The sequence below is a fragment of the Variovorax paradoxus genome, from assembly GCF_029919115.1.
Classification (GTDB): Bacteria; Pseudomonadota; Gammaproteobacteria; order Burkholderiales; family Burkholderiaceae_C; genus Variovorax; species Variovorax paradoxus_O.
In genome coordinates this window covers 2,118,157-2,132,511 of sequence record NZ_CP123990.1, presented here as the reverse complement: position 1 = coordinate 2,132,511, position 14,355 = coordinate 2,118,157, and the positions used below count along the sequence as shown (strand labels likewise).

12 protein-coding genes are annotated in these 14,355 nt (G+C 65.9%); 7 read left to right on the top strand and 5 right to left on the bottom strand.

Features of this window, described 5'->3' with window-relative positions; translation table 11 throughout:
* Positions 1-174: 174 nt before the first annotated feature.
* Both QHG62_RS10405 and QHG62_RS10400 read left to right on the top strand, forming a co-directional pair.
* Positions 175-2,034 carry a M48 family metallopeptidase gene (locus QHG62_RS10405; protein WP_281150785.1) on the top strand — a complete coding sequence of 620 codons (1,860 nt, stop codon included), beginning with the start codon at positions 175-177 and terminating at the stop codon, positions 2,032-2,034.
* A complete protein-coding gene (locus QHG62_RS10400) occupies positions 2,031-2,438 on the top strand; it encodes a hypothetical protein (RefSeq protein ID WP_281150784.1) in 408 nt (135 codons plus the stop codon). The genes QHG62_RS10405 and QHG62_RS10400 overlap by 4 nt, the downstream gene beginning before the upstream one ends.
* Before the next feature lie 11 nt (positions 2,439-2,449).
* On the opposite strand, the gene QHG62_RS10395 is transcribed toward QHG62_RS10400, so the two are convergent.
* Genes QHG62_RS10395 through QHG62_RS10380 form a run of 4 tightly spaced genes read right to left on the bottom strand, consistent with a single transcriptional unit; the run spans position 2,450 to position 7,477 of the window.
* Complete coding sequence (locus QHG62_RS10395) at positions 2,450-3,064, bottom strand: pyridoxamine 5'-phosphate oxidase family protein (protein ID WP_281150783.1); 615 nt, start codon at positions 3,062-3,064, stop codon at positions 2,450-2,452.
* 29 nt (positions 3,065-3,093) lie between these two features.
* A complete protein-coding gene (locus QHG62_RS10390; protein ID WP_281150782.1) occupies positions 3,094-3,672 on the bottom strand; it encodes a methylated-DNA--[protein]-cysteine S-methyltransferase in 579 nt (192 codons plus the stop codon).
* A 31-nt stretch (positions 3,673-3,703) separates the two neighbouring features.
* Positions 3,704-6,772, bottom strand: a complete 3,069-nt coding sequence (locus tag QHG62_RS10385; protein ID WP_281150781.1) for an FAD-binding and (Fe-S)-binding domain-containing protein — start codon at positions 6,770-6,772, stop codon at positions 3,704-3,706.
* Between the two features lie 9 nt (positions 6,773-6,781).
* The gene (locus QHG62_RS10380; protein ID WP_157613807.1) at positions 6,782-7,477 is read right to left on the bottom strand and encodes a GntR family transcriptional regulator; all 696 of its coding nucleotides are present in this window, start codon (positions 7,475-7,477) and stop codon (positions 6,782-6,784) included.
* Between the two features lie 121 nt (positions 7,478-7,598).
* Here QHG62_RS10380 and QHG62_RS10375 point away from each other — a divergent pair, with 121 nt between their 5' ends.
* From QHG62_RS10375 to QHG62_RS10365, 3 genes are all read left to right on the top strand, one after another.
* Positions 7,599-8,840: a pyridoxal-phosphate-dependent aminotransferase family protein gene (locus QHG62_RS10375; protein WP_281150780.1), complete on the top strand. Its 1,242-nt coding sequence runs from the start codon at positions 7,599-7,601 to the stop codon at positions 8,838-8,840.
* 119 nt (positions 8,841-8,959) lie between these two features.
* Positions 8,960-9,937: a Bug family tripartite tricarboxylate transporter substrate binding protein gene (locus QHG62_RS10370; protein ID WP_281151567.1), complete on the top strand. Its 978-nt coding sequence runs from the start codon at positions 8,960-8,962 to the stop codon at positions 9,935-9,937.
* 375 nt (positions 9,938-10,312) lie between these two features.
* Positions 10,313-11,083, top strand: coding sequence for a fumarylacetoacetate hydrolase family protein (locus tag QHG62_RS10365; RefSeq protein WP_281150779.1), 771 nt, complete (start codon positions 10,313-10,315; stop codon positions 11,081-11,083).
* Here QHG62_RS10365 and QHG62_RS10360 read toward each other — a convergent pair.
* The gene (locus tag QHG62_RS10360; protein ID WP_281150778.1) at positions 11,032-11,994 is read right to left on the bottom strand and encodes a LysR substrate-binding domain-containing protein; all 963 of its coding nucleotides are present in this window, start codon (positions 11,992-11,994) and stop codon (positions 11,032-11,034) included. The genes QHG62_RS10365 and QHG62_RS10360 overlap by 52 nt on opposite strands.
* 98 nt (positions 11,995-12,092) lie before the next feature.
* Here QHG62_RS10360 and QHG62_RS10355 point away from each other — a divergent pair, with 98 nt between their 5' ends.
* Together QHG62_RS10355 and QHG62_RS10350 are read left to right on the top strand one after the other, a co-directional pair.
* Positions 12,093-13,289, top strand: a complete 1,197-nt coding sequence (locus tag QHG62_RS10355; protein ID WP_281150777.1) for an MFS transporter — start codon at positions 12,093-12,095, stop codon at positions 13,287-13,289.
* A 31-nt stretch (positions 13,290-13,320) separates the two neighbouring features.
* Positions 13,321-14,352, top strand: a complete 1,032-nt coding sequence (locus QHG62_RS10350; RefSeq protein WP_281150776.1) for an aldo/keto reductase — start codon at positions 13,321-13,323, stop codon at positions 14,350-14,352.
* The last annotated feature ends 3 nt before the right edge of the window (positions 14,353-14,355 follow it).

Sequence of the window (14,355 nt, the reverse complement as noted above, 5' to 3'; positions counted from 1 at the left end):
GCGTGGGGTCGCCGCCGGGCCGTTGCTAATTCTGAACAAAGAGTACGAACTTGGTATTCGCGCCGCTTGCCTGGGCGCTGTCCGATATTCGCAAGAAAGCAAACGGACGCTACGCTATCGGCTTCCCGGATATTTACAACGATTCACAACAACTGTCTCCTGGAGGGAGTACCCATGGCCGTCGCGCGCACGATCCATAAAGACCTTTTTCGCGTGTTTCTACTGACGCTGGTGTCGCTCTTCGCCATTCCGGCGGCGACCCTGGTTTTCACCGAATATGCGCTGCGCTCGCAAGACGCCGAGTTCTTGCAGGCAATCGAAGCGCGCATCGCTTCCGACACCCGCCTGTCCGCCGGCGACAAGGCGCAGACCACCGAGTTCTATCGCAGCCACCCGCTGTCCAAGGCTTGCAGCGCCACGGCGCCTGAAGACAAGGACTTTCACGACCAGGTGTGCAAGCCCTATTCGATGCAATGGCAGTTCCATTGGGCCGACCGCGCCGCCATCTGGACGCTGGCGCTCGGCGCGGCGCTGCTGGCAGCCGCGCTTGTGCTGGGCGCCCTCGCCTTTGCCAACCGCGGTCTTCGCTATGCCAGCTTTGTGGCGGGCTGGCGGCTCATGACGCTATCCAGCGCGGTCGAAGTCGTGCTGCAGAGCTCCATGCTGGTGTGGCTGTCCTTCTGGCTCACCGCGTACTTCATGGAGCGCTACTACGTCAAGCTGATCGCCATTGCCGGCATTGCGGCTGCGGTGGCTGTTTTCTATGCGATCTACACGCTGTTCAAGAAGCTGCCCTTCGGCAACGTGATCGAAGGCGAAGTGGTTGCCGAAGCCGATGCGCCGCGTTTGTGGAACCGCATCCGCGAACTGGCCGCCCGCGTGAAGACCACGCCGCCCGACCACATCGTTGCCGGCATCGACACCAACTTTTTCGTGACCGAGACACCCTGCGATGTTCGCGGCCAGACCCTGCACGGCCGCACGCTGTTCGTGAGCATTCCGCTGCTGCGCGTACTCGACCAGACCGAAGCCGATGCGGTGCTCGCGCACGAGCTGGCCCACCTGGGCGGCGGCGACACCCGAAGCAGCGCCGCACTCGGCCCCAAGCTGCAGCAGTTCGACCAATACACCTGGGAAATGCGCAGCGGCGGGCTGACCATCGTTGCGCACTTCTTGCTGCGCCTGTATCGCATGATCTTTTCGTTTGCCCTGGCGCGCGACAGCCGCGAGCGCGAATTCAAGGCCGACCGCGTCTCCGCGGGCCTGACGGCGCCGAACGCCATCGTGCAGTCGCTCATCAAGATTTCGGCCTATGCCAGCTACCGCAGCGACGTGGAGCAGAAGCTCTTCGAGCACAACCGCCAGCATGACGGGGCGCTCGGCATTGCCGGCTTCGTGGCCGCGGGCCTGCCGCCGTATGCGGGCTCGGAGGCGTTCATCGAGACGATGAAAACCGCCGACGTGCCGCACCCCTACGACACTCACCCGCCGCTCTTGGAGCGCATGCGCAACGTGGGGCATCACGTGCCCGAAAGCGACTACGGCACCATCGTCTCGACCGCGCCGCAGGCCTCGTGGGCCGACGAGATCGAAACTGCCGCCGACATCGAGGCGCGCCTGTGGAGCGACTATGAGCAGCGCTTCGTGCAGAACCACGAGCTGAGCCTTGCCTACCGCTACGAACCCGCCACGGAAGAAGAGCGCGCCGTGGTGCTGCGCCACTTTCCGCCGGTAGAGTTTGCGCTGAAGAACGATGAAAGCGTGCAGGTGAGCTACGAGGGCCTGCACCAGAGCGTCGACGGCGGCTCGACCATCGGATGGGACGAGGTCAAGGACCTCACCTACCAGGACAACACCTTCGGCGATGTGCTGGTCGTGACACACCACGACAAGGGCATGCTGGGGGCGCGCACCACCAAGGTAAAGGTGGGCGGTCTCGGCAAGCAGAAGGAAAACTTCAAGGGCGTTGTCGGCCGCTATTGGCAGCGGCACCAGATCATGAGGGCGGAGCAGGCGGCGTCCAAGCAGGAATGAGGAAGCACGCTGCTGCCGGGCGCGGGTTTCCGACCTTGCTCGCGCCTCTTGTGCTGCTGGTTGCATCTGCGCCCTGCCTGGCTTCGTGGAGCATTGAAGACGCCCGCTCCACCGCCGAAATTCACGGCCTGTACGAGATACGGGAAGAAGCCCGCGGCTTTGTCGCCAGGGAGAACGCAGCCGGGCGTGGCGAGGGGGTCGCGCTCGATCCCAACTTGAAGATCCTCGTCGCCAGGTGCGCGGTTCCTCTCAAGACACAATGGACGCCCCGCAGCTACGGCATGACGGGACGGAATGTGATGGTCAGCTGCGCGCAGGTTGCGCCGCCCCACAAGGCCTGGAACGTGCATGTTCCGGTGACTACCGCCGCCTTGCGCGCGAAGCACCTGCCCCCTGGCCGCTAACCCCTACCCCGCTAGTACAAGGTAGCGCGCTGCCTCGCGGGCAACTCGCGGTCGTAGGTTGCGCCGTCGAACGCAGCATCGGTCAGCGCCGACAGGATGGCGCCGGGCGTGGGCACCTCGCGTGGCTGGTCGGCCGGCAGCGGTGCCCACAGCTTCGAGCGCTGTATGGCGCGCGCGCATTGAAAGAAGACGGTTTCGACCCGAACCTCGATCACGCACTGCGGCAGCTTGCCTTCCACCGCAAAGCGTGCCATGAGTTCGGGCGCCACCGTGATGCGCGCGTTACCGTTCACGCGCAAGGTTTCGCCAACGCCCGGAATAAGAAACAGCAGTGCCACACGCGAGTCACCCACGATATTGCGAAGGCTGTCGATGCGGTTGTTGCCGCGTCGCTCCGGCAGCAGCAAGGTTTTCTCGTCTTGCACGATCACAAAGCCCGGCGCGTCGCCGCGCGGCGAAGCATCGAGGCCGCCAGGGCCGCAGGTGGCGAGCACCGCAAACGGAGACGCGGCAATCAACGCCTGGTAGGCCGGGTGCAGGTACTGCACTTCTTTCTTGAGCGAGGCTTCGCCGGGCTGGCCGAAAAGTGCTTCGAGCTGCTCGGTGGTTTCGATGGCGTGGGTCATGAATGTGATTTGATCTTTCGCCGTTTTTTCTAGAAAAGCGACGCCATGCCGTTCGGCCGCGCGCCCTCGATGCCGAGCATGCGCAGCTTTGTCAGCGCGCCGCCGCCCGCCGAAAAGCCGCCGGGCTTGTTGCCCGCGGCCAGCACCCGATGGCACGGCACCACCGGCGCGAAGGGGTTGTGGCCCATGGCCTGCCCTACCGCGCGCGAAAGGCCCTTGTCGCCCAGCTCGGCCGCAATTTCGCCATAGGTGCGCGTCTGGCCAGGCGGAATGCGGCGGGCGATGGCATAGATGCGTTGATGGAATTCCGACACGCGGCTCATGTCGAGCTCGACATTTGCCAAGTCGTCGGGCGCGCCTTGCAGCAGCGCCTGAATGGCCGCGACAGCCTTTTGCGCGCTCTCGGGCGGCTCCGCCTCGGCAAGATCCGGAAAGCGGCGCCGCATGCGTGCGCGGGTTGCGGGCGCCCCGCTTTCTTCTGGCAACTGCACGCCGATGAGCCCGCGCGGGCCCCACGCGAGCGCGCAGGTGCCTATTGCGGTGTCGAACAGCGCGAAGCCGAGGTCTGCCGCAACTGCCGGTGTTGTCGCCGATGCTTCATCGTTCATTGCGCCATTTTGTGCCAGCCGCGCAGGCCGTTCAACCGACTGTGGCTTGCGGTGCCAGGTGCCGCTCCAGCAGCACGGCCACGTGCACGGCTTCGCGCTGCGCGCCGTCGCCGATCTGGTGGCGGCAGCTGGTGCCGTCGGCCACCACTGTTGCGCCGGGCTTGGCGCGGATCGCCGGCAGCAGGCTGGCCTCTGCCATCTGCATCGATACGTCGATATGGCGCGCCTCGTAGCCAAAGCTCCCCGCCATGCCGCAGCATGAGCTTTCGATCAGTTCGGGCTCGGCGCCGGGAATGAGCCGCAGCACCTCCAGCACCGGGCTCACGGCGCCAAAGGCCTTCTGGTGGCAATGGCCGTGCAGCAGGATCGGTGCCGTGGCGGGCGTGAGCGCAAGCGCAAAGCGGCCGGCCTTCAACTCGCGCGCAATGAACTCTTCGAACAGCAGCGCCTGCCTGGCGACCACCTCGGCCTTCTTGCCGAAGCCCATCACCAGGGTTTCGTCGCGCAGCGTGAGCAGGCATGAGGGCTCGAGCCCGACGATGGGAATGCCCGCATCGGCCAGCGGCCTGAGCGCATCGATCAGTGCCCCGGCGCGGCGCTTGGCTTCCGCAACCATGCCGCTCGCCAGGAAGGTGCGGCCGCAGCAGTAGTGCCCGCCGCTCTTCTCGACCGTGTGCAGCGTGTAGCCCGCGGCCTTGAGTACGCGCGCTGCGGCCAGCGCGTTCTCGCTTTCGAAAGTGCCGTTGAAGGTGTCGACGAAAAGCACCGCGGCCTTGCCGCCGCTGGCCTGTACCGAAAGCACCGCCTCGCGGCTGGCGAACATGCCGTGCAGGTCGGCCTTGGTGCGCCAGAAGGTGTCGGAGCGCCATTCGGGCAGCGATCGTCGTGCGGAAAAACCCAGCAGCTTTTCGCCCAGCCAGGCTGCGCCGGGCAAGGTGTTGCGCAGGTTCATGAGCCACGGCAAGCGGCTGGCCTTGTGCGCGTAGTCGGGCATGTACGCCACGATCTTGTCCTTCAGCGTGTAGCCGTGGCGCTTCTTGTAGTGGTCGAGAAACTCGATCTTCATCTTCGCCATGTCCACGCCGGTCGGGCAGTCGCGCTTGCAGCCCTTGCAGCCGACGCACAGGTCCATGGTCTCGTGCATCTCTTCGCTGGTGAAGGCGTCGGCGCCGAGCTGACCCGAGAGGGCTAGCCGCAGCGTGTTGGCACGGCCGCGCGTCAGGTGCTGCTCGTCGCGCGTCACGCGGTAGCTCGGACACATGGTGCCGGCGTCGAACTTTCTGCAGTGGCCGTTGTTGTTGCACATTTCCGCGGCCTTGGCCAGGCCGCCCGTGCTGTCACCCCCGGTACCGGGCGCGGTGGTCTGCTCGGTCACCGGATCGGCGTTGACGTTCCAGACCGACCAGTCGAGCACGGGCTTGAGTTCGATGCGCTTGTAGGGCTTGGGCGCGGTGGGCGGCGCAAAGCGGAACAGCGCGCCGTCGTCCATGCGCGGCGTATCGATGATCTTGCCGGGGTTGAAAAGATTGGCCGGATCGAGCTTTTGCTTGATGGCGCGAAACGCCTCGTTGATGGCGGGGCCGAACTGCCATTCGATCCATTCGCCGCGGCACAGGCCGTCGCCATGCTCACCGCTGAAGGCGCCCTTGTATTTGCGCACCAGCGCGGCGGCTTCTTCGGCAATGGCTCGCATCTTGGCGCCGCCGTCTGCGCGCATGTCGAGAATCGGCCGCACGTGCAGCGTGCCTACTGAAGCATGCGCATACCAGGTGCCGCGGCTGCCGTACCGGGCGAACACTTCGGTCAGCGCGTCGGTGTATTCGGCCAGGTGCTCGAGCGGCACGGCGCAGTCTTCGATGAAGCTCACCGGCTTGCCGTCGCCCTTCAGGCTCATCATGATGTTGAGGCCGGCCTTGCGCACTTCCCACAGGTTTTTCTGGCGCGCGTCGTCGGGCATTTCGACCACGCTGCCGGGCAGCCCCAGGTCGCCCATGAGCTCGACAAGTTGCTTGAGCCGCGGCAGCAGCCCGGCCTTTTCAGCACCCGCAAACTCCACCAGCAGAATGGCCGCCGGCTTGCCGATCAGCGCCGTTTCCACCGTGGGCTTGAAGGCCGGGTTGGCAAGGCTCAGCTCGATCATCGTGCGGTCGACCAGCTCCACCGCCGTGGGGCCGAGCTTCACGATGTGCTGCGCCGCATCCATGGCCGAATGGAAGGTCGGAAAATTCACGATGCCCAGCACCTTGGCGCGCGGCAGCGGCGCGAGCTTGAGCTTCAGGCTCTTCGTATAGGCCAGCGTGCCTTCCGCGCCGATCAGCAGGTGCGCAAGGTTCACGCTGCCGTCGGCGGTATAGGGCCGCTCGTTCTGGTTGTCGAAGATGTCGAGGTTGTAGCCGGCCACGCGGCGCAGCACCTTGGGCCAGTTGGCGTGGATCTGTTCGCGATGCTCGACGGCCAGCCCGTGCACGAACTGCGCAATGCCATCCGCGCGCGGGCCCAACGTGGCCTGTGGGCCAAACTCCACCAGCTCGCCGCTCGAAAGCCAGGCGCTCGCGCCCAGTACGTTGTGCACCATGTTGCCGTAGGCAATGGAGCGCGAGCCGCAGGAGTTGTTGCCGGCCATGCCGCCCAGCGTGGCCTGCGCGCTGGTCGACACATCGACCGGGTACCACAGGCCGTGCGGCTTGAGCTGCGCGTTCAGGTGGTCGAGCACCAGGCCGGGCTCGACGGTGGCGGTGCCCTCTTCCACGTTCACGTCGAGCACGCGGCGGAAGTGCTTGCTGTTGTCGATGACCAGTGCGGCGCCGGTGGTCTGGCCGCACTGGCTGGTGCCGCCGCCACGCGCGAGCACGGGCACCTTCAGCTCGCGCGCAATGTCGATGGCCGTTGCAATGTCCTGGTCGTTGGTCGGCACGAACGCGCCCACGGGCATGATCTGGTAGATCGACGCATCGGTGGCGTAGCGCCCGCGCGAGCCGTCGTCGAACAGCACCTCGCCCTGCGTTTCGGCGCGCAGCCGGCGTGCGAGCGCATCGCAAGTTTCATTGGGCGGAAGAACGGTTCCGGCGGGCTGGATGTGGCTGGCGGGATCGACGCGCATGGTGTGGGGTCAGCTCGCTTTGTGGGTCTGTGGGTAGATTTCGCCGGCGCGCATCAGCTCCAGCACCGTGTCGCGCTTGCGCATGAGGTGCGCGACCATCACCTTGCGCATTGCCGGTGCGTCGCGCGTGGCCAGCGCGTTGACCATCTGCTCATGCTCTTCGACCGCATGCTTCCACTTGGCGTCGTTCTGGTTGGTGCGAAAGCGCAGCGACTGCACGCGGGCATTGATGGAACGGTAGGTGCTGGCCAGCACCGGGTTTCCCGCGGCCTCGTTGATGGCGGTGTGAATGCGCGCATTGAGGCGGTAGTAGCCCGAGAGATCGCGCCGCGCGAAGCAGGCCATCATTTCGTAGTGCAGCGCGCGCACCTCGGCCAGTTCTTCATCGGTAATGCGCTTGGCCGCCAGCTCGCCCGACATGCCTTCGAGCATGGCCAGCACTTCGAAGGTGTTGAGCACGTCGGCTTCGGTGAGCTTGACCGCCACGGCGCCGCGGTTGGGCAGCAGGTCGACCAGCCCTTCGGCCGCCAGCAGCTTGATGGCCTCGCGCAGCGGCGTGCGCGACACGCGCAGCTGCAGGCACAGCTCGCGCTCGTTGAGCTTTGCGCCCGGAGCAATGTGCCCTTCGACGAGCATCGTGCGCAGGCGCGAAGCTACCTGGTCGTGCAGTGCAAGGCGTGAGATTTCGATGATGTCGGCGGTCATGTCTGTTTCCCTCGAATGCATTTTGAATGCAAAAAACCTTAGCCGCAATCCGTCTTACTACGGGTAAACCATCATGCTTTATTCGATTTTGAATGCAAAACTGAAAGCGAAAGGACAGTCCATGCTGCAACTCGACATCCATCCCACCGGCCGCCACTTCCTCCAGATTCCCGGCCCCAGCCCGGTGCCCGATCGCATCCTGCGGGCCATGAGCCTGCCGACCATCGACCACCGCGGGCCCGAGTTCGGCACGCTGGGTCTCAAGGTGCTCGGCGGCATCAAGCAGATCTTCAAGACGAAACATCCAGTCGCGATCTACCCCGCTTCGGGCACCGGTGCCTGGGAGGCCGCGCTGGCCAACACGCTGAGCCCGGGCGACCACGTGCTGATGTACGAAACCGGGCACTTCGCATCGCTGTGGCAAAAAATGGCCACGCGGCTCGGCCTGTCGACCGAGTTCCTCGCATGGACGGGCAAGGACGACCAACTGCCCGCCGCGCCCAGCTGGCGCCGCGGCGTGCAGGCCGATCTCATCGAGGCGCGCCTTCGCAAGGACACCGAAAAGAAGATCAAGGCCGTGTGCGTGGTGCACAACGAAACCTCCACAGGCGTCACCTCGGACATCGCCTCGGTGCGCAAGGCCATCGATGCGGCGGGCCACCCGGCCCTCTTGATGGTCGACAGCATCTCCGGCCTCGCAAGCGCCGATTTCCGGCATGACGAATGGGGTGTGGACGTCACCATCAGCGGCTCGCAAAAGGGTTTGATGCTGCCGCCCGGCATCAGCTTCAACGCGCTTTCGCCGCGTGCGCTCGAAGCCTCGAAAACCGCCAGGCTGCCACGCGCGTTCTGGGCCTGGGACGAGATCGTGGAGATGAACAGGGACGGCTACTGGCCCTACACGCCCAACACCAACCTGCTCTACGGCCTTTCCGAATCGCTCGACATGCTGCTCGGCGAAGGGCTCGACAACGTATTTGCGCGCCACCAGCGCTGGGCCGCCGGCGTGCGCGCGGCGGTCAACGCCTGGGGCCTGCCGATCCAGTGCGCAGACCCTGCCGTGTACTCGCCCGTGCTCACCGGCGTGATCACCCCGGAGGGCGTCGATGCCGATGCGCTGCGCCGCCTGATTCACCAGCGCTTCGATCTGTCGCTGGGCACCGGCCTCGGCAAACTCAAGGGCCGCATGTTCCGCATGGGCCACCTGGGTGACAGCAACGACCTGACGCTGGTCGCGATGGTGGCGGGCGTCGAAATGGGCATGAAGCTCGCGGGCATCAAGCTGGCGGGCAGCGGTGTGCACGCGGCCATGGACCATTTCGCGAGCCACGCCGCATCCCCGGCACTGCAAAAGGCCGCGTAGCGCACGAACCCGTTCACGCCCGGCCGCAACACGTCGCTCGAACGGCGCGGCGGCCGACACCCTTGCCTGGCATCCAGTCAGGCACGCATCGGACCCACCACACACTGGAGACAAAGATGATGCAGAGACGTTCGCTGATTCAAGCCGCGGGTGCCGCGGCCGCCACGCTGGGCGTGCCCCGGCTCTTTGCGCAGGAGTGGCCCAGCGGGCCGGTGCGCATCGTGGTGGGGTTTCCGCCGGGCGGGGGCACCGATGCGCTTGCGCGCGTGGTGGCGCAAAAGCTCACGACGATGTGGAACCAGCAGGTCATCGTCGAGAACAAGGGCGGCGTGGCGGGCGTGCTGGCGGCCGAATACGTGTCGCAGCAGCCCAGCGACGGCAGCACGCTGCTCATGGCGCACATCAACAGCCACGCGCTCGCGCCCAGCCTGCAGCCCAAGCTGCGCTACAGCGTGGAGCGCGACTTCGTGCCGATCGTGCTGGTGGGTGTCACGCCCAACCTGCTGATTGCGAGCCCGGCGCAGAAGGCACTCACGGTGAACGACATCGTGACCGCTTGCAAGGGCGCTCCAGGCACGGTGAGCTTCGGCTCCGCGGGCGCCGGTTCGGCACAGCACCTGGCACTGGAAATGTTCAAGCTGCAGGCCAAGGTGGATGCGCTGCATGTGCCGTACAAGGGCAGCGGCCCGCTCTTGGCCGACCTGATGGGCGGCCAGATTCAATACAGCTTCGAAACCATGACCGCAGCCACGCCGCACGTAAAAAGCGGCCGCGTCCTGGCCGTGGCGCAGACCCGAGCCAAACGAGCCAAGGGCCACCCCAACGTTCCCACCATGCAGGAGCAGGGCTTCGCCGGTTTCGAGGCCACCACCTGGTACGGCCTGGCAGGCCCGGGCAAGCTGCCGCAGCCGGTGGCCGACAAGGTCAACCGCGACGTCAACACGGTGCTCGCAATGCCCGACGTGCAGGAAAAGCTCGACACCTATGGCGCGGAAGACGGTGGCGGTTCACAAGACAAGTTCAAGCAGTTCATTGCCACCGAAATCGCCAAGTGGGCCAAGGTGGTGAAGGATGGCAAGGTGCATGTGGACACTTGACGTGGTGCCTCTTCGGGGTTCCCGGGGCTTAGGGATTCAGGGCGGCGCACCCGCCGACGGGGTACCTTTCTCCGCGAATGTCCCCCGGGGCTGCGCCCCTCCGAATGTCCCCCGGCCTGCGGCCTCCTCCTTTATTTCGCTGCGCAAGGCACCCCGCCAGCGGGTGCGATGCAAAGAGCAGTCGTTGATCAGCGGTACACCAGCGACGTGCCCCAGTGCACAGGGCATCGGGTGCTCCGCGCAGCGAAATAAAGGAGGAGGGGCGCAGCCCCGGCGCAGCGAAATAAAGGAGGAGCCGAAGGCGGGGGACATTCGCGGAGGGGAGTGCCCGGTGGCCTTTGCACTCGCCCCAAACACAACTGACAAAATCCCCAAATGACCTCACAAATGACAGCCCTGACCGATGCGCTCGCTGCAGCCCGTCGCAGCAACACCACTCTCGATGCCGCCCCCTGGACCGATGTGCTTCAAGACGCAGCCCAAGCCTACGAAGTGCAGGACGCAATCGCCTCCGCGCTAGGCTGGTTTGGTGACCGTGCCGTCCCGGCACATTGGAAATCCGGCGGCGCCTCCAGAAGCGCGACGCTCACGCATGCGCCGCTGCCGCCACACGGCGTGCGCAAGAGCCCGGCGGACTTCAGCGACCTGGTTTTTCACGCGCCCGGCATCGAAGCTGAAATCGCCCTGCGGCTCGGACAGGACGTGACACCGGAAATGGCCGCGAAGCTCGACCACCAGGACGCGGCTTCGGTGATCGATGCCATGGCGGTCTCGGTGGAAATCGTCGATTCGCGCTGGCAAGACCTGGCCGCTACGCCCCCGTTGCTGCGCCTTGCGGATTCGCAAGTGCATGGCGCGCTGGTTCTCGGCGAATGGCAGCCTTATGCGGCCTTCGATTGGGCTTCGCAGCGCTGCGAAACCAAAGTCGGCAATTCGGAAACCGTGGTGCGCGAAGGCACCCATCCGCTGGCCGACCCCGCATGGCTGCTGCCCATCTGGCTGCGCCACATCACGCGCCATGGGCAAAGCGCGCCGGCCGGCACCGTCGTCACCACAGGGTCGTGGGTCGGCATCGTGCCCTGCCGCCGCGGCGATCAGGTAACCGCGGAATTTGCGGGCATCGGCTCGGTTCGCTTGATCGTGTAGCGCCCTCCCCCCACGCCCGAGCACGCCACCAGAAAGTCGAGCACCGCGCGCACGCGTGCTGGCAAGGTGCCGGCCTTGCCGATGTACACCGCGTGGATCGGCTCCACCTCGGCGGGGTTGAATTCCTGCAGCAGCGGCACCAGCCGGCCCGCATCGATGTCGTGCTGGATGTGATACAGCGACAGCCGTGCCACGCCCGCGCCGGCAATGGCCAGCTGCCGCAAGGTTTCGCCATCGCCCGCGCGCACCGGGCCGGCTACGGGCAGCGAGATCATCCGTCCATCGACACGTAATGGCCAATCAGGCGTATTGCGCCGGTAGCTCCAGCCCAACCTGTTGTGCGCCTCCAGCTCCTGCGGCGTGTGCGGCGTGCCGTACTTGGCAAGGTAATCGGGCGAGGCCACGATCGCCTGGCTGGTTTCGCCGAGGCGCCGCGCCACCAGGTCTGAAGGCGGCAACTGCCCCCAGCGGATCGCGATGTCGGCACGCTCGTCCATCAGGTCGACGATGCGGTCGGTCAGCGCAATGTCCAGCGTGATTTGCGGATGCAGCTCGAGCAGCCTGGGCACCAGCGGCACCAGCTTGTGGTGCCCGAAAGACACGCTCGCGTTGATGCTCACCCGCCCGCGCGGCGCGGCGCCCGCGGCGGCGCAGCGCTCGGCCTCGTCCATGTCGGCCAGCACCCGCGTGCTGCGCTCGTAGAAATGCAGGCCTTCGGGCGTAAGCTGCAGCTTGCGCGTGGAGCGGTGCACCAGTTGAATGCCAAGCCGCAATTCGAGCCGCGCGACGAGCTTGCTCACCGCGGAAGGCGTCATGTCGAGCAGCCGTGCCGCGGCAGAAAACCCGCCGGATTCGACCACCTGCACGAAGGCCTCCATTTCACCGGAGCGGTTCACATCGATACGCGGCATGGCGGCTCCTCGGCTTTCAGCTGTGACTTCAATTCACAAGTCTATGTACAGCCGGCATTCTAGTCATCCATGGGGATAACCCGCACAGTAGAGCCATCATGCCAATCGCTCTACTCGCCCTTACCGCCGGTGCCTTCGGAATAGGCACCACCGAATTCGTCATCATGGGCCTGCTGATGCAGGTCTCGGCGGATCTCCATGTCTCCATCACCGCCGCCGGCTTGCTGATTTCGGGCTATGCGCTCGGTGTTGCGGTCGGCGCGCCCATGCTCACCATTGCCACCCGCAAGCTGCCGCGCAAAACGGTGCTGCTGGCGCTGATGGCAATCTTCACGCTCGGCAACCTGGCTTGCGCGCTCGCGCCCAACTACGAGCTGCTGATGGCCGCGCGTGTGATCACATCGCTCGCGCATGGCACCTTCTTCGGCGTGGGCTCGGTCGTGGCCACGGGCCTCGTGGCGCCGGAGCGCCGCGCCTCGGCCATCGCCATCATGTTCACCGGCCTCACGGCCGCCACGCTGCTCGGCGTGCCGGCGGGTGCATGGCTCGGCCTGCAGTACGGATGGCGCGCCACCTTCTGGGCTGTGACGCTGATTGGCGTGCTGGCATTTGCAGTGCTCGCGCTCTTTGTGCCCCGCGTCAAGGGCGAGGCCAAGCCGGCACCGCTGCGCGATGAGCTTGCGGTGCTCGCACGGCCCCAGGTGCTGCTGGGCCTTGCGATGACGGTGCTCGGCTTCGCGGGCGTGTTCGTGGTGTTCACCTACATCCAGCCCTTGCTGACGCAAGTCACCGGCCTGCCTGAATCGGCGGTATCACCGATATTGCTGGTGTTCGGCGGCGGCCTTGCCGTGGGCAACATTCTTGGCGGCAAGCTGGCCGACCGCGCAACGATGCCCGCCGTGATCGGCACGCTGGTGGCGCTGGCCGGCGTGCTCGGCGCAATGCAATTCACCATCGCCACGCCGTTCACCGCCGTGGTGTTCGTCGGCCTGCTCGGCATCGCTTCTTTCGCGACGGTGGCGCCCATGCAGCTGCGCGTGCTCGAGAAGGCTTCGGGCGCGGGCCAGAACCTGGCGTCGAGCCTGAACATCGCGGCCTTCAACCTGGGCAACGCACTCGGCGCATGGATGGGAGGCGCAGTCATCGACCACGGCCCGGGATTGCGTGCGCTCGGCTGGGTGGCTGCGCTCCTCACGCTCGTTGGCCTGGCAATCGCGCTCTGGAGCCGGTCGCTCGACTGGCGCGAGAGCAACAACGGCGCTCCGGCCGACTGCGCCTCTTCGGCGCAAGCCTGAACCACTCAACGACCATAACAAGGACACCATCATGGAACAACGCTTTCTCGGCCGCTCCGGCTTCAAGGTTCCCGCACTAGGCTTCGGCGCCGGCACCTTCGGCGGGCAAGGCCCGCTCTTCAGCGCCTGGGGCAACACCGACGTCGAAGGCGCACGCGGCATCGTCGACCTGGCGCTCGATGCCGGCGTAACGCTGTTCGACACGGCCGACGTGTATTCGAACGGTGCATCGGAATCGATTCTCGGCGCCGCGCTCAAGGGCCGGCGCGACAAGGCGATCATCTCGACCAAGCTCTCGCTGCGTGCGGGCGACGGACCGAACGACGTCGGCGCCTCGCGCCACCACCTGATCGCCGCAACGGAGGCTGCGCTCAAGCGCTTGGACACCGACTACATCGACATCCTGCAGCTGCACGCCTTCGATGCGATGACGCCGGTCGAGATGGTGCTCGACACGCTCGACGACCTGGTGCGCGCGGGCAAGGTGCGGCTCATTGGCGCATCCAACTTCTCGGGCTGGCAGCTGATGAAGTCACTTGCGGCCTCCGACCGTATGGGGCTGCAGCGCTTTGTGGCCAACCAGACCTACTACTCGCTGATCGGCCGCGACTACGAGTTCGAACTGATGCCGCTCGGCATCGACCAAGGCCTGGGCGCCATCGTCTGGAGCCCGCTGGGTTGGGGCCGCCTCACGGGCAAGGTGCGGCGCGGCCAGCCGCTACCCGCCGGCAGCCGCCTGCATGAAACCGCCGGCTTCGCGCCGCCCGTGGACGACGAGCGCCTGTACCGCGTGGTCGATGCAATGGACCAGGTGGCCGAGGAAACCGGCAAGACCGTGCCGCAGATCGCGCTCAACTGGTTGCTGCAGCGGCCCACCGTGTCGAGCGTGCTGATCGGTGCGCGCAACGAAGAGCAGTTCAAGCAGAACCTTGGCGCACTCGGCTGGCAGCTCAGCGCGGAGCAGATCAAGCGGCTCGACGCGGCCAGCGCGGTGACGCCGCCCTACCCTTACTACCCGTACTGGAACGGGCAATTCGCCGAGCGCAGCCCCGTGGCGGTATGAGCC